This is a genomic window from Demequina activiva, from assembly GCF_016862815.1.
Taxonomy (GTDB): Bacteria; Actinomycetota; Actinomycetes; order Actinomycetales; family Demequinaceae; genus Demequina; species Demequina activiva.
Genome location: NZ_BONR01000002.1, coordinates 467,222 through 486,448, shown reverse-complemented (window position 1 = coordinate 486,448; position 19,227 = coordinate 467,222). Strand labels below are relative to the sequence as shown.

Annotated in this window: 22 protein-coding genes and 4 tRNA genes; 19 read left to right on the top strand and 7 right to left on the bottom strand. The window is 70.3% G+C overall.

What is annotated here, in order from left to right; translation table 11 throughout:
• Positions 1–53: 53 nt before the first annotated feature.
• Complete coding sequence (locus Dac01nite_RS07105) at positions 54–488, bottom strand: organic hydroperoxide resistance protein (protein ID WP_203655031.1); 435 nt, start codon at positions 486–488, stop codon at positions 54–56.
• A gap of 84 nt (positions 489–572) precedes the next feature.
• Between Dac01nite_RS07105 and Dac01nite_RS07100 the strand changes: the two genes are divergently transcribed.
• Positions 573–1,130 (top strand): TetR/AcrR family transcriptional regulator, encoded by a 558-nt coding sequence (locus tag Dac01nite_RS07100; protein ID WP_203655029.1) that lies wholly within the window; start codon positions 573–575, stop codon positions 1,128–1,130.
• A 23-nt stretch (positions 1,131–1,153) separates the two neighbouring features.
• Positions 1,154–1,744, top strand: coding sequence for a DUF1684 domain-containing protein (locus tag Dac01nite_RS07095; RefSeq protein ID WP_203655027.1), 591 nt, complete (start codon positions 1,154–1,156; stop codon positions 1,742–1,744).
• A 49-nt stretch (positions 1,745–1,793) separates the two neighbouring features.
• Here the strand turns inward: Dac01nite_RS07095 and Dac01nite_RS07090 are convergent.
• From Dac01nite_RS07090 to Dac01nite_RS07080, 3 genes are all read right to left on the bottom strand, one after another.
• A tRNA-Val gene (locus tag Dac01nite_RS07090) sits at positions 1,794–1,868 on the bottom strand.
• Between the two features lies 1 nt (position 1,869).
• Positions 1,870–1,940 (bottom strand) — tRNA-Cys (locus tag Dac01nite_RS07085).
• Between the two features lie 35 nt (positions 1,941–1,975).
• Positions 1,976–2,048, bottom strand: a tRNA-Gly gene (locus Dac01nite_RS07080).
• Positions 2,049–2,164: 116 nt separating this feature from the next.
• Here Dac01nite_RS07080 and Dac01nite_RS07075 point away from each other — a divergent pair.
• Positions 2,165–3,253: a chorismate-binding protein gene (locus Dac01nite_RS07075; RefSeq protein ID WP_203655025.1), complete on the top strand. Its 1,089-nt coding sequence runs from the start codon at positions 2,165–2,167 to the stop codon at positions 3,251–3,253.
• Positions 3,250–4,122 (top strand): aminotransferase class IV, encoded by an 873-nt coding sequence (locus tag Dac01nite_RS07070; RefSeq protein WP_203655016.1) that lies wholly within the window; start codon positions 3,250–3,252, stop codon positions 4,120–4,122. The genes Dac01nite_RS07075 and Dac01nite_RS07070 overlap by 4 nt, the downstream gene beginning before the upstream one ends.
• A 4-nt stretch (positions 4,123–4,126) precedes the next feature.
• Here Dac01nite_RS07070 and Dac01nite_RS07065 read toward each other — a convergent pair whose 3' ends face one another.
• Together Dac01nite_RS07065 and Dac01nite_RS07060 are read right to left on the bottom strand one after the other, a co-directional pair.
• Positions 4,127–5,245, bottom strand: coding sequence for a hypothetical protein (locus Dac01nite_RS07065; protein WP_203655007.1), 1,119 nt, complete (start codon positions 5,243–5,245; stop codon positions 4,127–4,129).
• A 113-nt stretch (positions 5,246–5,358) separates the two neighbouring features.
• Positions 5,359–5,595 carry a hypothetical protein gene (locus Dac01nite_RS07060; protein WP_203655005.1) on the bottom strand — a complete coding sequence of 79 codons (237 nt, stop codon included), beginning with the start codon at positions 5,593–5,595 and terminating at the stop codon, positions 5,359–5,361.
• Positions 5,596–5,791: 196 nt separating this feature from the next.
• Here Dac01nite_RS07060 and Dac01nite_RS07055 point away from each other — a divergent pair.
• Positions 5,792–5,866: transfer RNA gene (locus Dac01nite_RS07055), tRNA-Val, on the top strand.
• A 63-nt stretch (positions 5,867–5,929) separates the two neighbouring features.
• On the opposite strand, the gene Dac01nite_RS07050 is transcribed toward Dac01nite_RS07055, so the two are convergent.
• Positions 5,930–6,631, bottom strand: coding sequence for a ZIP family metal transporter (locus Dac01nite_RS07050; protein WP_203654997.1), 702 nt, complete (start codon positions 6,629–6,631; stop codon positions 5,930–5,932).
• A 172-nt stretch (positions 6,632–6,803) separates the two neighbouring features.
• On the opposite strand from Dac01nite_RS07050, the gene Dac01nite_RS07045 reads away from it, so the two are divergent.
• The 14 genes from Dac01nite_RS07045 (at position 6,804) to ruvB (ending at position 19,172) form a co-directional block, all read left to right on the top strand.
• Entirely contained in the window at positions 6,804–8,003 is a 1,200-nt protein-coding gene (locus Dac01nite_RS07045) for a phosphotransferase (protein WP_203654995.1), read from the top strand.
• 195 nt (positions 8,004–8,198) lie between these two features.
• Complete coding sequence (gene thrS, locus Dac01nite_RS07040) at positions 8,199–10,190, top strand: threonine--tRNA ligase (protein ID WP_203654987.1); 1,992 nt, start codon at positions 8,199–8,201, stop codon at positions 10,188–10,190.
• A gap of 14 nt (positions 10,191–10,204) precedes the next feature.
• Positions 10,205–10,762: an HIT family protein gene (locus Dac01nite_RS07035; protein WP_203655268.1), complete on the top strand. Its 558-nt coding sequence runs from the start codon at positions 10,205–10,207 to the stop codon at positions 10,760–10,762.
• Positions 10,763–10,770: 8 nt separating this feature from the next.
• Positions 10,771–11,484 (top strand): phosphatidylinositol phosphate synthase, encoded by a 714-nt coding sequence (pgsA, locus tag Dac01nite_RS07030; protein WP_203654985.1) that lies wholly within the window; start codon positions 10,771–10,773, stop codon positions 11,482–11,484.
• Positions 11,481–12,368, top strand: a complete 888-nt coding sequence (locus Dac01nite_RS07025; RefSeq protein ID WP_203654983.1) for a phosphatidylinositol mannoside acyltransferase — start codon at positions 11,481–11,483, stop codon at positions 12,366–12,368. The genes pgsA and Dac01nite_RS07025 overlap by 4 nt, the downstream gene beginning before the upstream one ends.
• Complete coding sequence (locus tag Dac01nite_RS07020) at positions 12,365–13,516, top strand: glycosyltransferase family 4 protein (protein ID WP_203654976.1); 1,152 nt, start codon at positions 12,365–12,367, stop codon at positions 13,514–13,516. The genes Dac01nite_RS07025 and Dac01nite_RS07020 overlap by 4 nt, the downstream gene beginning before the upstream one ends.
• Positions 13,513–14,421: a pyridoxal 5'-phosphate synthase lyase subunit PdxS gene (gene pdxS / locus Dac01nite_RS07015; protein ID WP_203654974.1), complete on the top strand. Its 909-nt coding sequence runs from the start codon at positions 13,513–13,515 to the stop codon at positions 14,419–14,421. The genes Dac01nite_RS07020 and pdxS overlap by 4 nt, the downstream gene beginning before the upstream one ends.
• Before the next feature lie 20 nt (positions 14,422–14,441).
• On the top strand, positions 14,442–14,957 hold the full coding sequence (locus tag Dac01nite_RS07010) for an NUDIX hydrolase (RefSeq protein ID WP_203654972.1): 516 nt from the start codon (positions 14,442–14,444) through the stop codon (positions 14,955–14,957).
• A complete protein-coding gene (gene pdxT, locus Dac01nite_RS07005; protein WP_203654970.1) occupies positions 14,954–15,550 on the top strand; it encodes a pyridoxal 5'-phosphate synthase glutaminase subunit PdxT in 597 nt (198 codons plus the stop codon). Before Dac01nite_RS07010 ends, pdxT begins: the two co-directional genes overlap by 4 nt.
• On the top strand, positions 15,547–16,032 hold the full coding sequence (locus tag Dac01nite_RS07000) for a tetratricopeptide repeat protein (protein WP_239066560.1): 486 nt from the start codon (positions 15,547–15,549) through the stop codon (positions 16,030–16,032). The genes pdxT and Dac01nite_RS07000 overlap by 4 nt, the downstream gene beginning before the upstream one ends.
• Positions 16,033–16,109: 77 nt before the next feature.
• Entirely contained in the window at positions 16,110–16,865 is a 756-nt protein-coding gene (locus Dac01nite_RS06995) for a YebC/PmpR family DNA-binding transcriptional regulator (protein ID WP_203654968.1), read from the top strand.
• 4 nt (positions 16,866–16,869) lie between these two features.
• On the top strand, positions 16,870–17,424 hold the full coding sequence (gene ruvC / locus Dac01nite_RS06990; RefSeq protein ID WP_203654966.1) for a crossover junction endodeoxyribonuclease RuvC: 555 nt from the start codon (positions 16,870–16,872) through the stop codon (positions 17,422–17,424).
• 100 nt (positions 17,425–17,524) lie between these two features.
• Positions 17,525–18,127: a Holliday junction branch migration protein RuvA gene (gene ruvA / locus Dac01nite_RS06985; RefSeq protein ID WP_203654964.1), complete on the top strand. Its 603-nt coding sequence runs from the start codon at positions 17,525–17,527 to the stop codon at positions 18,125–18,127.
• Positions 18,120–19,172: a Holliday junction branch migration DNA helicase RuvB gene (ruvB, locus tag Dac01nite_RS06980; protein ID WP_203654962.1), complete on the top strand. Its 1,053-nt coding sequence runs from the start codon at positions 18,120–18,122 to the stop codon at positions 19,170–19,172. The genes ruvA and ruvB overlap by 8 nt, the downstream gene beginning before the upstream one ends.
• Positions 19,173–19,227: the final 55 nt, after the last annotated feature.

The following is a 19,227-nucleotide window of genomic DNA, read 5'->3' as shown; positions in this document are numbered from 1 at the left end:
GCTGAGGTTTCGGGACGGCCGATGCGCGGCGAGGCCGCGCATCGGCCGTTCGATCATGACGTGGAGACGTTGAGATCGACCTCGATGTTCCCCCGAGTGGCGTTGGAGTACGGGCAGATCTCGTGCGCCTTGGCGGCGAGAGCACGCGCGGTCTCCTCATCGAGGCCCGGCAGATGCACGTCGAGGGTCACCGCAAGCCCGAACCCGCCTCGCAGGCCGATGGGACCGATCCCCACATGAGCGGTCACCGCGCTCTCCTCGACGTCGACCTTGAGCGACTTCGCGGCCTGCCCGATCGCGGAGTTGAAGCACGCGGAGTAGCCCGCGGCGAACAGCTGCTCCGGGTTGGTCTTGCTCGGCTTGCCGAACGGCTTGGGCGTGGCGAGGTCGTGATCGACGAGCCCGTCGTCGGTGGCGACGTGCCCGTTGCGACCGTCCCCGGTGGCGGTGGCGTGAGCGGTGTAGAAGACCGTGGGCTTGGTGGACATGGAATGGCTCCCTCGTTCATTGAGTTACTAGTACGTCTACGTCGAACGCGAGTAGCCTGACATCGATTCCGAGGAGGCGGACGTATGACGGACACCACCATCCGCGGCCATGCGCGGGAGGCGATCCTGGCGGCCGCGATCCCACAGTTCAACGCACTCGGCATCCGTGCTGTCAGCGCCGATCGCGTCATCGCCCTCGCAGGCGTGTCCAAGGTCACCTTCTACCGGCACTTCCCCTCGAAGGAGGCGCTGGTGGTGGCATACCTCGAGGCCGAGCTCGCACGGGTCCAGGCCGTGGTGGCGAACGCCGCAGGCGCCGGCACCACGACGACGCTCGCGCATGCGCTCGCCCAGGAGATCTGCCGCCCGGACTTTCGCGGCTGCCCATTCATCAACGCGGCTGCGGAGTACCCGGACGCCGAGCATCCCGTGCGCGAGGTCGTCACCCGCTTCAGGGCCTGGATGACGCAGACGATCGCCGCGGCCCTTGCTGTGCGCGACGTGGCCGATGCCGACGGCGTCGCGCGGCACATCATGATGATGCGCGACGGCGCGCTCGTCGAGGGATATGTGGACGGTCATCCCGACCGCGTCGCGGCGGAGCTCGAGAAGGGCGTCGCCGCGCTGGTCGCCGCTGCCTGAGACGGGAAGGTAGCGTCGAGGACATGGATTCGTGGGACGTGCGCGACTGGCGCAGGCAGATGTTCGACCTCTATGCCGCCGTGCGGGCGGAGCCGGACCCCGCACAGGCGCATCGACTCTGGCGGGATCGTCGCGACGTGCTGCTGTCCACGCATCCTGCGACAGCCGTCCCGGCAGATGCGCGGGACGGCTTCCGCGCGAACGTCGCCCCGTACGATCCCGAGTTCCGCTTCGAGGTCCCGGTGCTCGCCGCGGACCCGGAGCGCCGCGAGGTGCCCACGCCCACCGATGGCCTGGTGCCGTTCGAGCGCGTGGGTCGTGTCGAGCTGCCAGGGCTCGGAAGCCTCGACGTGTGGTGGCTCGACTCCTACGGCGGCGGCGTGTTCCTCCCGTTGCGCGACGCAGGCGCGGGGGAGAGCACCTATGGCGGGGGTCGATACGTGCTCGACAGCGTCAAGGGAGCGGATCTGGGCGGTGACCGCGCCGCTCTCGTGGTGGACCTGAACTTCGCATTCCAGCCCTCGTGCGCCTACTCGAGCGACTGGGTGTGCCCGCTCCCCGGACCGGGGAATCGGCTCGAGGCCCGGGTCGACGTCGGGGAGCTGAGCCCGTAGAGCTGCGCAGACGACGAAGGCCGCCCCGAAGGGCGGCCTCAGTCGTGCGTGGTGGGCGATACTGGGATCGAACCAGTGACCTCTTCCGTGTCAGGGAAGCGCGCTACCGCTGCGCCAATCGCCCGAGGTGGGTACGGGATTCGAACCCGTGTATACGGCTTTGCAGGCCGCTGCCTCGCCTCTCGGCCAACCCACCGTAGTACCAACACCGCAGGAGGCATCGGCCCTCCGAGCGGACGACGGGACTCGAACCCGCGACCCTCACCTTGGCAAGGTGATGCTCTACCAACTGAGCCACGTCCGCATGTCGAAACCGCAGTTCCGAACAGGGAATGACTGTAGCCGATAGTTGGCCCGGATACCAAAACGAACGCGCCGCCCTGCGCGTGCGCGGCGTGTCGGCCCACTAGCGTGGAGCGCATGGACCCAGGTGGCGCGGGGCACAACCGTGCGAGCGCGGAGTTTCGCGGCGTGCGCGCCCATGGCGTCCTCGAGCACATCGACGCCCGTCGCGAGGGGCACCGGCTCGCGGAGGCGGGCTTCTGGGTGGTCGTGGGCGACTTCGACGGCCGCGTGGACGCCTGGCGGATGGCCGAGGTGGAGCGGGACGCTTCGCCGCCCGTCAGGACTGGGCGCACCTGGTCGGGTCCCGAGGCCGATGCGTGGGCCAGCTCGCTCACACGTGACGAGTATCTGCGCGGGGTCGAGCGGATCCGGGAGGACATCCGTGACGGAGACGTCTATCAGGTGAACCTGTGCCGCATGCTGAGCGCGCCCATGCCTGCACCGCAGAACGGCCCTGACGCGGTGGCGCTGAGCGAACGGCTCGCGCTCGGCAATCCGGCGCGGTACGCCTCGCGCATCGTGATCCCGCGTGGCTCCGGAGGAGACCCCGGCGCATGGATCGTGTCCGCGTCGCCCGAGCTGTACCTCGCCGTGGACGGCGACCGCGTGCGGTCGTCGCCTATCAAGGGCACCGCAGCCCCGGGCGAGTCCATGCTCGACAAGGACGTGGCCGAGAACGTCATGATCACTGATCTCGTGCGCAACGACCTGTCTCACGTGGCGCGGCCCGGATCGGTGCGGGTGCCCGAGCTGCTGGCCGAGCACGACCATCCCGGCCTCACGCATCTCGAATCGACCGTCGAGGTGACGCTCGCGGACGACGCGCGCTGGACGCCATCGATGTGGCGCTCCCTGCTCGACGGCACCTTCCCGCCCGGGTCGGTCTCCGGCGCGCCCAAGTCCGCTGCGCTGCGGATCATCGCGCGCGAGGAGACCGCGCCTCGCGGTCCCTACTGCGGCGCGATCGGGTGGGTGGACGCGGACGCGCGCACCGCCGAGCTGGCGGTGGGGATCCGCACCTTCTGGTGGCGCGACGGCGAGCTGAGGTTCGGCACCGGCGCGGGAATCACCTGGGGCTCCGACCCCGAGGGCGAGTGGCGTGAGACGGAACTGAAGGCCAGACGGTTGATCGCCCTGGCATCCGCTGAAAGGATGCAGCCATGAATCCGATCGTGTGGGCGGGGGGCGCGCTCCGGGAGCCGGGCGAGCCGGTGGTCTCGGCGACGGATCATGGGCTCACCGTGGGAGACGGGATCTTCGAGACCATCGCGGTTCGTGACGGCGTGCCGTTCGCCCTCTCGCGCCATCTTGCTCGGCTCGAGTACTCGGCGGATCGGATCGGCCTGGCGGCTCCGGAGGTCGAGCAGGTCCGCGACGCCGTCGCGGCGGTCCTGAAGGCCGGCGAGGGCGCGCTCACGCGTATCCGCGTGACGGTCACGTCGGGTGAGGGCCCCATGGGCTCCGCCCGTGGCAGCGGTCCCGCGACGCTGATCGTGACGGGCGTCGCTGCCCCGCGGCCACGCGTCTGCCACGCGGTGCGCGCTCCCTGGAAGCGCAACGAGCGCTCGGCGCTGGCCGGCGTGAAGTCGACGTCCTACGCCGAGAACGTCGTCATGGTCGAGTACGCGCGTTCGAAGGGCGCGGACGAGGCCATCCTCGCCAACACCTACGGCAATCTGTGCGAGGGCACCGCGACCAACGTGTTCGTCGAGCGCGACGGCGAGATTCTCACCCCGCCGCTGGCATCCGGCTGCCTGGCCGGCATCACCCGGGGCCTGGCGCTCGAATGGGCCGTACGCGCCGCCCTCCCGATCCGCGTCACGGCTCCCGGGGAGCTCACCATGGCGGTCCTCGACGAGGCGATCGAGGGCCGCGCTCACCTCGCCGTGACGTCGTCGACGCGCGGCGTTCAGCACGTATCGAGCCTCGACGGCACCGAGCTGCTGCCGGGAGCGCTGCTGCGCAAGCTCAGTGCGGTCTACGAGCTCGCCGCCGAGAAGGACGCGGACCCGCCCGTCCCGCATCGGCGCTGATCCGTCACGGGGAGGCTGCGTGAATCTGTGCCTCGCTGCGGGCGATCACGCCGTCGAGCGCCTCGACGATGTCCGGCCGGCGCTGGGTCCGCAGCCCCAGATCGCGCGCCGCGATCAAGTGGTTGAGGTCCTGCTGCTTGGACACGGTGATCGGTTCGAAGAGCGACGGTGTGAGGTCGGTCGGGAAGCGGTTCGTGGAGTCGAGCTCCCCCAGGAACGCCAGCGTGGCCATGGTGCGCAGGCACTTGCTGCACTCGCCGCAGTTCTCGTCGCTGTTGTGGCGCAGGCACACCCGCAGGGAGTCCACGGCTCGGGGGTCGCGCGCGATGGCCGCGGTCTTGTCGACCCGTGAGGCCTCGAAGCCGTGGTGGACCACTCGAAGCGCGTCGCTGCTCCACTGCGGATCCAGGCGAGGGTGCGAGCCCCAAGGCTGGACGCTCGCCTTCGAGTGAGTGGCGGGGATCATGAAGGTGCCCAGGCGCCCTGAGAGCAGATGGCCGAACCCCGCGAGCACCGATCCGTGGGCATGGTCGCCCCACCGCAACCCGTGATCGAGCATCACGGTGCGAACGTTCGAGCGCAGCGTGACGAGCCGCGCGTCGAAGTCCGTCGCGACGCGGAGAAGCCTCAGACGAGTCGCCTTCTCGATCTCGGGCCAGCGGCTGGTGACATCGAGCCCAGAGACGTTCACCAGATAGTCGGGAGAATCCTGCGCGCGCAGGAGCGAGTAGAACGAGTCGACGCCACCGGTGAAGCACATCGCGCTGCTCCCGGGGTGGCGCCGCCAGGGCGCCACGCGCCCAGCGGTCGTCGCCGAGACATCGACGCGCGACATCTCCGCGGGGAACCACTCGCTGAGCAGCTGAGTGACACCGCGAGCCGAGCGAACCAACGGTGCGGTGACGGGCGACTCCGCTCGCACGGTGGCGCCCAGGCGCGAGGCGAGCAGGGCGGTCGCGGGCAGCCAGGGGTCAGCGCGGTCCGGTACGGCGTCGCGCAGCGAGGGGTGCAGGTCCACCCACAGCTCGAGGGGCTCGTCCAGCCCGGCGATGACGCTGGACGCGCGCACACGACCGTCATCCGTGTCGCGAAGTGTGGTGGGACCGATCACGAGGGTGGTCACAGACGAATGGTGCCATGCGCCGGGGTGGATAGCCAGGCTTCCGTGCGCGCCAGTCGATGAGAGGACCCTCATCGGACTCTCCTCGTGGTTTCATGCGGGCCGCCCAGTCTTGTTCACACGAGCCCGCGACCGCGGGACAGGAACAGGAGCACGATCATGGGAAAGCAGACCATCTGGATGGTGACCGGAGCGCTGGGCATCGTGGCGATCGGCGCTGGCGCCGCGATCGCGGACTCGGGCGACGGCCGGGACGACCTCGGACCCGACGTCGAGCTCGACGGAGGGACCGTCGACCCTGCCGCGCGCGACGCGCTCAGGGTCGAGGTGAGCTCGACCGTCTCGCCCATCACGATTGCGAGGATCCCCGCCCGCACCGAACTCAGGCTCCGGCGCCTGCCGCCAGCCTTGGCTCGGGGATCGCCAGACATGGCGTCGGTGCGACACCCGCTGACACACCAGCGGATGAGACTTCTGTCATCTTCCGCTGCACCGTCGTGCAGGGTGTCCACCGGCCCGCTCTGGAGGCGCTACTATGGAACCCGCTCGGGGCGATTGGCGTAGTGGTAGCGCGCTTCCTTCACACGGAAGAGGTCACTGGTTCGATCCCAGTATCGCCCACCAAGGAATCCCGCTCGGCCGTCCCGGCCGGGCGGGATTCGTGCTTCCAGGCACAGCGGCGGCCCCTCAGGAGCCACCCAACGCGAGGCAGAACCCGAGCACGGTCGCCGCGCCGGCCAGGTCCTTGCCGCGCTCGTATGCGAAGGGGATGAGCGAATCCGTGAGCATCGCGAGCAGGCCACCCGCCGCGATCGCGGCCATCCACGCTCCCGTCGCCGTCCCGGTCAGCTCGGTCACTGCGTAGCCCGCGGCAGCAGCGACGCCGCAGGCCAGGACCACCAGCGCCCACAGTCGGCCCAGGCGCCACGCGCTCCAGCCATTCTTGGCGAGCTCCGCTGACGGAGCGATCGCCTGGGGGACGTTCGACACCCAGACCGCACCGATGAACGCTGCGCCGACAGGATTGCCGCTCGCGATCTGTATGCCGATGATCACCGATTCCGGAACGCCGTCGACCACCGAGCCCACCACGATCCCCATCGCGCCGCCCTCGCCGCGGTCGCCGAACCGCTTCTCGACGATCCGGTCGCCGGCGAGGAAGATCGCCACACCCGCGAGCATCCCGAGGGTCAGCTGCCACCCGCTCAGCGTCCCCGCCTCGGGCAGCAGGTCGAACGCGATGGCCGCGATCAGCGCGCCAGCGCCGAACCCGGCGAGCAGGCCCACCACGCGACTCGAGAACCTGATCCAGCACACGACGACGCCGGCCAGCAGCAGCGACGACTGGGCCAGCAGGCCCACGCCGAAGGCATCCCAGAGTCCGCTCATCCGCGCCCTCCCTCGCTCCGTCGCCGTGACCCAGCGATGCGAGCGTGCTGTCCCGCCACATCCTCCACCCGGTCGCTCCTGGCGGCAACCGGTGCGCGCGGGCAGGGGACACGCCGCGCACGAACAGGCACGAATCCGACGAAACGGCGTCGTAGGTGGTGTGATGTTGGCTATGGCGAAGGAGAACGCGGCGGCGACGATGCTGACGGGGCCTGAAGCAGAAGGCATACTCGCGGCCGCCCTCGCCACCTCTCACACCGCGCTCGACAGCTGGACCCTCGACGCCGTCAACGCCCGCCCGGGAGCCGAGACCTCCGCCGGCTTCGACGTGGTCGCCGGCGGGGAGCGCATCTACCTCGTGGCAAGCACCGTCGCGCTGACGGACGAGCAGCGTCAGGCCTGCAAGGCGGTGCGGCTGTCCTCCGAGGTGGGCGAGGTGCACGTCTGGCGCCACCCTGCGGACCCCTACCTGCCGGGCCTCGCGGCAGCGTCCGTCCCCGAGGACCTCGCGCCGCGCCTGTCCGCCGCCACGGGCAGGACCATCACCATCGAGTCGCTCGACATGCTGGTGCTACGGCCCATGCGCAGGGCGGTCCTGCGTGCTCGGACCACGGCCGAGGACGGGCGTCGCACCTGGTATGTCAAGGTGGTCAGACCAGAGCGAGCCGAGGCGATGCTCCGGCGCCACCGCATGTGCGAGCTCGCTCCGCTCGCCGTCGATGCCGGCGACGGCATCGTGGTGGTGCAGGAGGCTTCCGGAGTGCCCATGACACGGGCGCTGCACCGTCCCGACGGTTCCGATGCCGCCCGCATCGATCCTGCGGCCATCCTTGCCGCCATGGACTCGTTGCCACACGACGCGTTGGCTCTGTCGCCCCGCCCCGCCGTCGCGGACCGCGTGGGCGAGTACGCGACCATGGCGATCGACGATGGGCTCGACGCCGCGCGCGTGACGGCTCTGAGGTCACGCATCGACGCGGTGCTGGACGTGGTGCCGACCACGCTGCCCGTGCCGACCCATGGCGATCTGCACCCGGCCAACCTCTATCTCGACAGCGCCACGGACCCCACGCGCGTCGTGGCGCTCATCGATCTCGACACGTTGGGCCCCGGTCGCGCCATCGACGACTGCGCGTGCATGATCGCGCATCTGCTCGTGCTGCCCGAGCTCGACGCCACGGGCTACACCTGCGTCCCGCGCGAGACCGAGCGGATCTATCGTGCGTTCGCGCAGCGCCACGATGAGCGCGAGCTGCGTGCGCGGGTCGCCGCCAACGTGCTCTCTCTGGCCGCGGGCACGGACGACTCCGGGCACGCGCAGGCGTGGCTCGGTGTCGCCGAGGCCGTGGCGGAGCGGCGCGCACTCGTCTGAGCCGGCGCGCGCATCGGCCCTCCTGTCGGCCTCGCGGACTGCCCTCCCTCCGTCATGGCGACGCCCGGCGTGTGAGGCGGGCGGTCCTCCGCTGCTCGGGGGTGGGGGAGCAGGTTCCTCCGGGGAGGGCTCGACTCGGTAGCATCGTCGGGTGACCCGCGCGCGAGCCGCGCGCATGACCCCTAAGGAGATCCGGTGCCCAGCATCAACCTGACCGTCGACGGCGACCAGCGACAGGTCGAGTCGACGACGACGGGCACCGAGCTCTACGGCGACCGCCGCGAGGTGCTCGTCATGCGCGTGGACGGCGCGCTGTGGGACCTCGATCGCGTGCTGCCAGACGGCGCCAGCGTCGAGGCCGTCACCATCGACGAGCCCGACGGCCTCATGGTGCTGCGCCACTCGACCGCGCACGTGCTCGCCCAGGCGGTCCAGCAGGCGCACCCTGACGCCAAGCTGGGCGTGGGTCCGCCGATCACCGACGGCTTCTACTACGACTTCGACGTCGAGCAGCCCTTCACCCCCGAGGACCTCAAGGCGCTCGAGAAGACCATGCAGCGCATCGTCAAGGAAGGCCAGTCCTTCCAGCGTCGCGAGGTCACCCGTGAGGAGGCGCTCGCCGAGCTGGGTCACGAGCCCTACAAGTGCGAGCTGCTGACCCAGGACACCGAGGGCGCGGAGGGTGCGTCCGTCGAGATCGGTGATGGCGACATCACGATCTACGACAACGTGCGCAGGAACGGCGACGTGGCGTGGAAGGACCTCTGCCGCGGACCGCACGTGCCCAGCACCAAGGTGCTGGCGAACGGCTGGTCCCTGATGCGCTCTGCCGCCGCGTACTGGAAGGGCTCGGAGAAGAACCCGCAGCTGCAGCGCGTGTACGGCACGGCCTGGCCCACCAAGGATGAGCTCACCGCGTACAAGGATCGCCTGGCCGAGGCCGAGCGCCGCGACCACCGCCGCCTGGGTGCCGAGATGGATCTGTTCTCCTTCCCCGACGAGATCGGCTCGGGACTCGCGGTGTTCCACCCCAAGGGCGGCATCATCCGCACCGAGATGGAGGAGTACTCCCGCCGGCGCCACATCGAGGAGGGCTACGAGTTCGTCTACACCCCTCATGCGACCAAGGCCCAGCTGTTCGAGACCTCCGGGCACCTGGACTGGTATGCCGACGGCATGTACCCGCCCATGCACCTCGACGAGGAGAAGGACAGCAAGGGCAACGTCACGCGTCAGGGCCAGGACTACTACCTGAAGCCCATGAACTGCCCGATGCATAACCTGATCTTCGACGCGCGCGGACGCTCGTACCGCGAGCTGCCGATGCGCCTGTTCGAGTTCGGCACGGTGTATCGCTACGAGAAGTCCGGCGTGGTCCACGGCCTGACCCGCGCGCGCGGGTTCACGCAGGACGACGCGCACATCTACTGCACGCGCGAGCAGATGAAGGACGAGCTGACCACGACGCTCGACTTCGTCCTCGGCCTGCTCAAGGACTACGGCCTCGAGGACTTCTATCTTGAGCTGTCGACCCGCAACCCCGAGAAGTCCGTGGGTGCTGACGACATCTGGGAGGAGGCGACCGACACCCTGCGCGAGGTGGCCGAGGGCTCCGGCCTCGAGCTGGTGCCGGACCCGGGCGGCGCGGCCTTCTACGGTCCCAAGATCTCCGTGCAGACCCGAGACGCGATCGGCCGCTCGTGGCAGATGTCGACCATCCAGCTCGACTTCAACCTGCCCGAGCGCTTCGAGCTCGAGTACACCGCGGCGGACAACACGCGCCAGCGGCCCGTGATGATCCACCGCGCGCTGTTCGGGTCCATCGAGCGGTTCTTCGCGATCCTCACCGAGCACTACGCGGGGGCCTTCCCGGTGTGGCTCGCTCCCGTGCAGGTGCGAGCGATCCCCGTCGCCGATGCCTTCGACGAGTACCTGGGAACGGTGGTCGAGCGACTGCGAGCGGAGGGCATCCGCGTCGAGCTGGACGCCTCCGACGAGCGCTTTCCGAAGAAGATCCGCACCGCGTCGAAGGAGAAGGTGCCCTTCGTCCTGATCGCGGGCGGCGAGGATGCCGAGGCCGGAGCCGTCTCCTTCCGCTTCCGCGACGGCAGCCAGGACAACGGCGTGCCGGTGGACGAGGCCGTCGAGCGCATCGTCCAGGCCGTGCGCACGAAGGCGCAGGTCTGATCGGCGTGAGCGAGATGTCGGAGACGGGGGACAGCACCGCGGCGGAGATGATGGGCGGAGTGCCCGACGGCTTCGAGCGGCTCTGGACCCCGCACCGCATGGCGTACATCGAGGACGGCAAGGCGCGGGCGTCGTACGACGAGACCGCGTGCCCGCTGTGCACCAAGGTCGGCAGGTCGGATCGCGAGGCGCTCGTGGTGCACCGCGGCGAGCACTGCTACGTGGTGCTCAACCTCTACCCGTACAACCCTGGACACCTCATGGTGTGCCCGTACCGGCACATCGGCTGGTACACCGAGGCGACGGATGCGGAGCGCGATGAGATGGGCGTCCTCACCCAGCAGGCGATGCGCGTGCTGACGGAGGTCTCCGGCACCCAGGGCTTCAACATCGGCATGAACCAGGGTGCCGTCGGGGGAGCCGGCATCTCCGAGCACCTCCACCAGCACGTGGTGCCACGGTGGACGGGGGACTCCAACTTCCTCCCCATCATCGCCAAGACCAAGGCAGTGCCGCAGATGCTCGGCGACACCTGGCGTCGCCTCAGCGAGGCCTGGCAGCAGCAGAAGTAGGGGAGACGATGTTCGGCAAGCTGCGGCCCCTGATGGCCGCGATCTGGCAGGCACCCGCGAAGGGCCTGCTCAGCATGGGTGTGCACCCCAACGCGGTCACCATCGCCGGCACCATCGGCGTGGTGTTCGGTGCGTGCTTCTTCTTCCCTCAGGGCGGCGCGATGCTGTTCTGGGGCGTGCTCGTCATCACCTTCTTCGTGATCACGGACATGCTCGACGGCACCATGGCCCGGCTGTCGGGCAAGACCTCCCGCCTGGGCGCATACCTCGACTCGACGCTCGACCGGGTGGCCGATGCGGCGATCTTCGGTGCGCTCGTGTGGTCGTTCCGCGTCGACGAGCCCGCCACGTCGCTGGCGGCGCTGCTGTGCCTCGCGTTCGGATCGTTCGTGCCGTACGCCCGAGCCAAGGCGGAGTCGCTGGGGGTCGAGGCATCCGGCGGGATCGCCGAGCGCTCCGACCGCCTGGTCATCGCGCTGGTCGCGACTGGCCTCGTGGGCTTGGGGCTGCCGGTGTGGGTGCTCACCTGGACGCTGTTCCTGCTCGCGGTGCTGGCGGCGATCACCGTGGTGCAGCGCACCATGGCGGTGGTGCGCGCGAACCGAGAGGACCTGCGCGACCACGAGGACCATCATCGTGACTCGCTGGACTATGCCGATCATCCCGATCACCACCCGGGAGAGCCTGCCGCGAACGATGTGGACGAGCCGGGCGGTCGATGAACGCGTTCCTCTTCGCGTGGCGCAACGCCGACCATCTGCCCACCGGCGTGGTGCGCGCCGCGGCCGGCACCCTGGCGTGGACGGCGTGGGCGACGCGAGCCAAGCCCGCCGTCAGGCTCGAGGAGAATCTCGCGCGGGTGACAGGCCTCGAGGGACGAGCGCTGCGCCGGGTGGGCCGGCGCGGCATGGCCTCCGTGGCCCGCTACTACGCCGAGGTCCTCGAGCTGAGCCGCATGACCGAGGAGCAGGTCGACGCCCGCGTGCGCCTGGACGCGGACGAGCCGATGCGCGCGCTGCTCGCGTCCGAGGGCGCAAAGATCGCCGTGCTCGGTCACAACGGCAACTGGGACCTCGCGGGGGCGTGGGCCTCCAGGAACCTCATCCCGGTCACGGCCGTCGCAGAGGTGCTCGAGCCGCGTGAGGTCTTCGACCAGTTCGTCGCCGTGCGCGAGCAGGTGGGCATCTCCGTGCTGGGACACGAGGGCAGCTCGACGTTCCGCGAGCTCATCCGACTCGCGCGCGGCGACCGACGACTGATCTGCCTGCTCGCCGACCGCGACCTGTCGGGAAGCGGCGTCGCCACCCGGATGTGGGGACACGAGGTGAAGGTCGCACCCGGACCAGGAGCGCTGGCGGCCGCGACCGGGGCGATGCTCATCCCCGTGATGGTGCGCTACGAACGGCTGCACGGTGAGCAGCGCCGTCGGGCTCGCGCGCGCTGGGGCGTGGTGCTGTCCTTCGGCCCCGTGATCGATCCGGGAGACTACCCAGGACAGGATCGCGTCGAGGCGATGACCCGTGCGTGGACGGCGTGGCTGGGCGAGCAGGTCGCGCACCACCCCGAGGATTGGCACATGCTGCAGCGCTTCGGGTGGGTCGCATGAGGGTCGGGATCGTCTGTCCGTACTCCCTGGACCGTCCCGGAGGAGTCCAGCTGCACGTCATGGACCTCGCGGAGGCGCTGCTGGCGCGCGGGCACGAGGTCTCCGTGCTCGCGCCGGCCGCACCCAAGACCGAGGTTCCGGAGTACGTCACCACGGCGGGCCGGTCGATCCCCGTCCACTACAACGGCTCCGTCGCGCGGGTCACGTTCGGCTTCGTCGCCGCGATGAGGGTGCGCGCTTGGCTGCGAGACGGACGCTTCGACGTGGTGCACCTGCATGAGCCAGGCACGATGTCGCTGTCCGTGATCGCGATGTGGGCTCGCCTGGGACCCACGGTCGCGACGTTCCACACGTCCAACGAGCACTCGCGCATCATGCGCAACGCCAAGCCCTTCATCAAGCCCGGCTACGAGGAGCTGGACGCCCGCATCGCGGTCTCTCCGTCCGCGGACCGCACCATCAAGGAGCACCTCCGGGTCGCCGCCACCCACATCATCCCCAACGGGGTCGACACGCAGGAGTATGTCGACGCCGAGCCGGTGAAGGTGTGGTGCGGCACCAAGAACGCCCCGACCATCGGGATCCTGGGGCGCATGGACGAGTCCCGCAAGGGACTCGACGAGTACCTCGCCGCGATTCCCTACGTGCGCAAGCGCTACCCGCGCGCGCGGTTCCTGGTCGCGGGCCGGTTCTCGGACCGCGTGGCGGCCAAGGCGGCGCGAGCAGGCGCCGAGGTCGTGGGGGAGCTCGACGAGGGCATGAAGGCGAGGTTCATGTCCTCGGTAGACGTGTACTGCGCGCCCAATCTGGGAGGCGAGAGCTTCGGCATCGTCCTGGTGGAGGCCATGGCGGCCGGAGCTGCCGTGGTCGCGAGCGACCTCATCGCCTTCCGCGACGTCGCCACCGACTCCGACGGAGAGGCCTGCGTGGCGCTGCATACCGTGGGCGACTCCGTCGAGCTCGCCGCGCGCGTCAACGCCCTGCTCGATGACCCCGAGGCGCGTCGCGACCTCGCGTTGCGCGGTCAGGACCGCGCTGGCACCTTCGACTGGCGCCAGGTCGCTCCCCGCATCGAGGAGACGTACCGTGACGCGATTAGAATGGACGCAGAGTTCCATCCCCACACACCTAAGGACGCATCCGCATGACTGACAGCCCCCAGAGCAGCACACCCCAGGTCGGCACGGACCTGGTCAAGCGCGGCATGGCCGAGATGCTCAAGGGCGGCGTGATCATGGACGTGGTCACCCCGGAGCAGGCCAAGATCGCCGAGGACGCTGGAGCGGTCGCCGTCATGGCGCTCGAGCGGGTCCCCGCAGACATCCGCGCCCAGGGAGGCGTGGCCCGCATGAGCGACCCCGACCTGGTCCAGGGCATCATCGACGCGGTGTCGATCCCCGTCATGGCGAAGGCGCGCATCGGCCACTTCGTGGAGGCGCAGGTGCTGCAGAGCCTGGGTGTCGACTACGTCGACGAGTCCGAGGTCCTGACCCCCGCGGACTTCACCCACCACATCGACAAGTGGAACTTCACCGTGCCGTTCGTGTGCGGTGCGACCAACCTGGGCGAGGCGCTGCGCCGCATCTCGGAGGGAGCGGCGATGATCCGCTCCAAGGGAGAGGCCGGCACGGGCGACGTGTCCAACGCGACCACGCACATGCGCAAGATCCGCGCAGAGATCAAGGCGCTCACCGCGCTGCCCGAGGACGAGCTGTACGTCGCGGCCAAGGAGCTTCAGGCGCCGCTGCCGCTGGTCAAGGAGATCGCGCAGACCGGCAAGCTGCCGGTGGTGCTGTTCACCGCTGGTGGCATCGCGACCCCCGCGGACGCCGCGATGATGATGCAGCTGGGAGCGGAGGGCGTCTTCGTGGGCTCTGGCATCTTCAAGTCCGGTGACCCGGCGTCGCGTGCCAAGGCCATCGTCAAGGCGACCACGTTCTATGACGACCCCGCGGTGATCGCGGAGGTGTCGCGCGGTCTGGGCGAGGCGATGGTGGGCATCAACGTCGACGACGTCCCGGAGCCGCACCGCCTCGCCGAGCGCGGCTGGTAGCGGGCGCTGACGGCGACACGGTGACCGAGGCGACCGGCGCATCGGCCGTCCGGATCGAGCGCGAGGGCGCGCGCGTGCTCCTGCTCGATCGCGACGGGCGTCTGCTCGTGCTGCGGGCGCATGACTCGCACCGGCCCGAGCGCTCGTGGTGGTTCACCCCAGGCGGCGGCATCGATCCGGGGGAGAGCGCGCGCGAGTGCGCGGCTCGAGAGCTGCGCGAGGAGACGGGATACGTGATCGACCCCGACGAGCTCGAGGGGCCGGTGTGGGACCGCACCGCGCTCTTCGACTTCCAGTCGCGCCCCTACGTGCAGCACGAGGTGTTCTTCGTCGCTCGTGTCGAGGACCTCGAGCCTGCCGGTTCGACCGCGTGGACCGCTGTCGAGGTCGACACCATCGACGACCTCGCGTGGATGACCCAGGAGCAGCTCGCGCAGGCGCCCATCGAGGTGTTCCCCGCGCAGCTGCGCGAACCGTGGGAGGCGTTCCTCGCATGGGACGGCACGCTCGTCGAGCTGGGGGAGGCACGCGAATGACCCACGTGGGAGTGCTGGCGCTCCAGGGCGACGTGCGCGAGCACCAGGTGATGCTCGAGAGTGTCGGAGCCCGCGTGACCCGCGTGCGCCGCCTCAGCGAGCTCGAGGACGTCGATGCGCTCGTGATCCCCGGTGGCGAGTCGACCACGATCGACAAGCTGCTGCGGGCGTTCGACCTGCGCGACACGCTGGTCGAGCGTCTCCACGCGGGCCTGCCCGTGCTGGGCTCCTGCGCGGGGATGATCCTGCTGTCGACGGAGGTGATCGGCGGCATCGAGGGCCAGCAGACCCTCGGTGCGATCCCCATGACGGTGCGCCGCAACGCGTTCGGGCGGCAGGTGGACTCCGCGGAGGTCGAGCTGGTGTGGGAGCCGGATGGCTCCGGCATGCACGCGACCTTCATCAGGGCGCCATGGGTCGAGGCTCACAGCGCGAGCGTGGAGGTCCTGGCGACAGCCGAGGGTCCCGACGGCTCTCGCCATCCCGTGGCCGTGAGGCATGGGCGAGCGATCGCCACGGCGTTCCATCCCGAGATCTCGTCGGACGCGCGCGTGCACTCGTTGCTGCTTCAGCTGGTGGACGAGGCGAGGTGACCGGCACCGCGGGAGCCGAGCGGTGGGAGGCCGACGTCGCGGAGCTGTGGCAGCGCGCGGATCGTTCCCGCCCAGCGGAGGTGCTCGACGGGATGCGCGTGCTGTGGCGACGACGCGGCGAGCAGGACGCCGATGCGCTGGCCGAATGGGCGGGCGCGCACGACTTCGTGGGACGCGAGTCCGACGCGATCCCGCTGTATCGCCGATCGCTCGAGCGCGGCGTGGCAGGCCGTCGGCGCGACGAGGTGGTCGTCCAGCTCGCCAGCTCGCTGCGCGCCGTCGGCGATCCGGACGCGGCGATCGTGGTCCTCGACGATCACGAGGTCACCGAGGCCATGCGGCCTGCCGCGCAGGCCTTCCGCGCGCTCGCGCTGCGCGACCTGGGCAGGGCGGAGGAGGCGCTCACGGTGGCGTTGACCGCGCTCGCCCCCACGCTCGGGCAGTACCGCGGGGCCGTGGCACGATACGCGGCTCGACGCTGACCGGAGTGAGCCGGCGGGGCACCCGCCCTGGGTAGACTGGACGGCAGTCCTGAACCGCAGCAGTCTGAGGAGCACACGTGTCCGGCCACTCCAAATGGGCAACCACGAAGCACAAGAAGGCCGTCGTCGACGCCAAGCGCGGCAAGTTGTTCGCCAAGCTGATCAAGAACATCGAGGTCGCGGCACGGACCGGCGGCGGCGACCCGGCCGGCAACCCCACGCTGTACGACGCGATCCAGAAGGCCAAGAAGTCCTCGGTCCCGAACGACAACATCGACCGCGCCGTCAAGCGCGGCTCCGGCCAGGAGGCCGGCGGTGCCCAGTACGAGACCATCATGTACGAGGGCTACGGACCCAACGGCGTCGCGATGCTCATCGAGTGCCTCACGGACAACCGCAACCGTGCCGCGATGGAGGTTCGGACGGCGCTCACCCGCAACAACGGCACGCTCGCCGACCCCGGCTCGGTCGCCTACCTCTTCGCCCGCAAGGGCCAGGTGGTGGTGCCCAAGGAGGGGACCACCGAGGACGACGTCATGATGGTCGCCCTCGAGGCGGGCGCCGAGGAGGTCGAGGACGGCGGCGAGGTGTTCGAGATCACCTCGGAGGCCACCGATGTGGTCGCCGTGCGCACCGCGCTCCAGCAGGCCGGCATCGACTACGACTCAGCCGAGGCTGCATGGGTGCCGTCGCTGCGCGTGGACCTGGACGTCGACGGAGCCAGGAAGATGCTGCGCCTCATCGACGCGCTCGAGGACTGCGACGACGTGCAGAACGTGTTCGCCAACATGGACGCCTCGGACGAGGTGCTCGAGGCCGCCTCCGCCGAGTAGCGCCATGCGCATCCTCGGCGTGGACCCGGGATTGACCCGGTGCGGCCTGGGCGTGATCGACGCCGCGAGCGCGCGCAAGGTCAGCCTGGTGCACGTCGAGGCCGCCACATCGCCCGCTGGCGAGGACGTCGCCGTGCGCATCGGCATGCTCGCGAATGCGATTGACGCCGTCCTCGACCAGCATCGCCCGGACGCGGTCGCCCTCGAGCGCGTGTTCGCCCAGCAGAACGTCCGCACGGTCATGGGCACGGCCCAGATCTCCGGTGTGGTCATGCTCGCCGCCCAGCGCAGGGGCCTGCCCGTCGCGCTGTACACCCCGTCCGAGGTGAAGGCGGCCGTGACCGGCGATGGCCGGGCCGCGAAGCCGCAGGTGGGGTACATGGTCGCGCGCGTGCTGGGCCTCGCCGAACCTCCTCGCCCCGCCGATGCGGCGGATGCCCTGGCGATCGCGATCGCCCACGCGTGGCGCGGGGGAGCGGCCCCGGCGGGCTCGGACGCGACCACCGCCGCCCAGCGACGGTGGGCGGACGCCGAGCGGGCCGCGCGCAAGCGAGGCTGACAGCCGCCGTCCGAGGCCGACGCAGCATCGGCGCGTCGCCGCAGGTCCCGTCACAGCCGTCCCGTACGGTATTCGTACAGATGTTCGAAGGGAGTCCTGCGTGATCGCACAGCTGGCCGGCACGGTCCTGTCCGTGGGCGCCACCTCGCTCGTGATCGAGGTCGGAGGCGTCGGCATGCTCGTGCAGTCGACCCCGGGAACGCTGGCGGAGCTGCACGCGCGCCAGGAGGTGCGGCTGCACACGACCCTGGTGGTGCGCGAGGAGTCGCTGACGCTCTACGGCTTCTCGGCGCAGTCCGAGCGCGACACGTTCGAGGCCCTCCAGTCGGTCCAGGGCGTGGGACCCCGCCTGGCGCTTGCCATGCTCGCCGTGCACACGCCGCAGGCGCTCTCCCGCGCCGTGGCGGATGGCGACCGCAAGGCGCTCGAGAAGGTGCCCGGCATCGGCGCCAAGGTCGCGGCGCGACTGCTGCTCGAGCTGGGAGGGAAGCTGTCGCTTCCCGAGCCCGCAGGCGCCGACGGTGCGTCCCGGTCCGCCCAGGATGCCCGCGGGCAGGTCGAGGAGGCGCTGGTGGGGCTCGGATGGAACGCCAAGGCGGCTTCGGGAGCGGTCGAGAAGGTCGCGCCTGCTCCGATCACCGAGCAGGACGTGCCGGCGACGCTGCGGGCTGCGCTGCAGGCGATGGGGTCCACCCGTGGCTGACGAGACGGTGGACGAGCGCCTGGTGGATCCCGACGCTGATGCTCTGGAACGGTCGGCGGAGGCGGCGCTGCGGCCAGGGACCCTCGACGAGTTCGTGGGCCAACGCGTGGTGCGCGACCAGCTCGACCTGGTCCTGAAGGCGGCGTCGGCGCGGGGAGCCACCGCTGATCACGTGCTGCTGTCGGGCCCGCCCGGACTGGGCAAGACCACGCTGGCGATGATCGTCGCGCACGAGATGGGCGCCACTCTGCGCGTGAGCTCCGGTCCGGCGATCCAGCATGCAGGCGACCTCGCCGCGATCCTGAGCTCGCTCGACGAGGGAGACGTGCTGTTCCTCGACGAGATCCACCGACTGGCGCGCCCGGCCGAGGAGATGCTGTACCTGGCGATGGAGGACTTCCGCGTCGACGTGGTGGTGGGCAAGGGGGCCGGCGCCACGTCGATTCCCCTGAGCCTGCCGCCGTTCACGGTCGTGGGCGCCACCACGAGGGCTGGCCTGCTTCCCGCTCCGCTGCGCGACCGGTTCGGCTTCACGGCCCATCTGGACTTCTACGAGCCGCACGAGCTGCGGGCGATCCTCGAGCGCTCGGCCGGCAAGCTCGGGCTCGCGCTGGACGGCGACGCCGCGGCGGAGATCTCGGGTCGCTCGCGCGGCACGCCCCGCATCGCGAACCGGCTGCTGCGACGCGTGCGCGACTGGGCGCAGGTCCACGGCTCCGGGCGCGCGGATCTCGCGGCGGCCCGCCAGGCGCTCACGGTCTACGAAGTGGACGAGCGCGGACTCGACCGGCTGGACCGCGCGGTGCTGGGCGCCCTGTGCACCCGATTCGGGGGAGGCCCGGTGGGGCTGTCGACGCTCGCCGTGTCGGTGGGCGAGGAGTCCGAGACGGTGGAGACCGTGGCTGAGCCGTTCCTGGTGCGCGAAGGCCTGATGAGCCGGTCGCCTCGCGGGAGGGTAGCGACGGCCGATGCGTGGGTCCACTTGGGTCTCCAGCCGCCTGCGGACGCGTTGGCGGGCGAGACGACGCGCCGCCTGTTCGACTGACGCGTATTCGACTCAGACCCCGCAGCGCCCTAGAATCGGCGGGGCTCTCCTGAGC

Excerpts from the sequence above, each read along its gene's own strand:
- ruvC (WP_203654966.1), top strand. The coding sequence starts at position 16,870 with ATGCGCATCCTCGGCGTGGACCCGGGATTGACCCGGTGCGGCCTGGGC.
- Dac01nite_RS07050 (WP_203654997.1), bottom strand. The coding sequence starts at position 6,631 with ATGAGCGGACTCTGGGATGCCTTCGGCGTGGGCCTGCTGGCCCAGTCG.
- Dac01nite_RS07035 (WP_203655268.1), top strand. The coding sequence starts at position 10,205 with ATGTCGGAGACGGGGGACAGCACCGCGGCGGAGATGATGGGCGGAGTG.
- Dac01nite_RS07070 (WP_203655016.1), top strand. The coding sequence starts at position 3,250 with ATGAATCCGATCGTGTGGGCGGGGGGCGCGCTCCGGGAGCCGGGCGAG.
- pdxT (WP_203654970.1), top strand. The coding sequence starts at position 14,954 with ATGACCCACGTGGGAGTGCTGGCGCTCCAGGGCGACGTGCGCGAGCAC.
- pgsA (WP_203654985.1), top strand. The coding sequence starts at position 10,771 with ATGTTCGGCAAGCTGCGGCCCCTGATGGCCGCGATCTGGCAGGCACCC.
- Dac01nite_RS07100 (WP_203655029.1), top strand. The coding sequence starts at position 573 with ATGACGGACACCACCATCCGCGGCCATGCGCGGGAGGCGATCCTGGCG.
- Dac01nite_RS07095 (WP_203655027.1), top strand. The coding sequence starts at position 1,154 with ATGGATTCGTGGGACGTGCGCGACTGGCGCAGGCAGATGTTCGACCTC.
- Dac01nite_RS07020 (WP_203654976.1), top strand. The coding sequence starts at position 12,365 with ATGAGGGTCGGGATCGTCTGTCCGTACTCCCTGGACCGTCCCGGAGGA.
- Dac01nite_RS07045 (WP_203654995.1), top strand. The coding sequence starts at position 6,804 with ATGGCGAAGGAGAACGCGGCGGCGACGATGCTGACGGGGCCTGAAGCA.
- Dac01nite_RS07105 (WP_203655031.1), bottom strand. The coding sequence starts at position 488 with ATGTCCACCAAGCCCACGGTCTTCTACACCGCTCACGCCACCGCCACC.
- Dac01nite_RS07075 (WP_203655025.1), top strand. The coding sequence starts at position 2,165 with ATGGACCCAGGTGGCGCGGGGCACAACCGTGCGAGCGCGGAGTTTCGC.
- pdxS (WP_203654974.1), top strand. The coding sequence starts at position 13,513 with ATGACTGACAGCCCCCAGAGCAGCACACCCCAGGTCGGCACGGACCTG.
- Dac01nite_RS07025 (WP_203654983.1), top strand. The coding sequence starts at position 11,481 with ATGAACGCGTTCCTCTTCGCGTGGCGCAACGCCGACCATCTGCCCACC.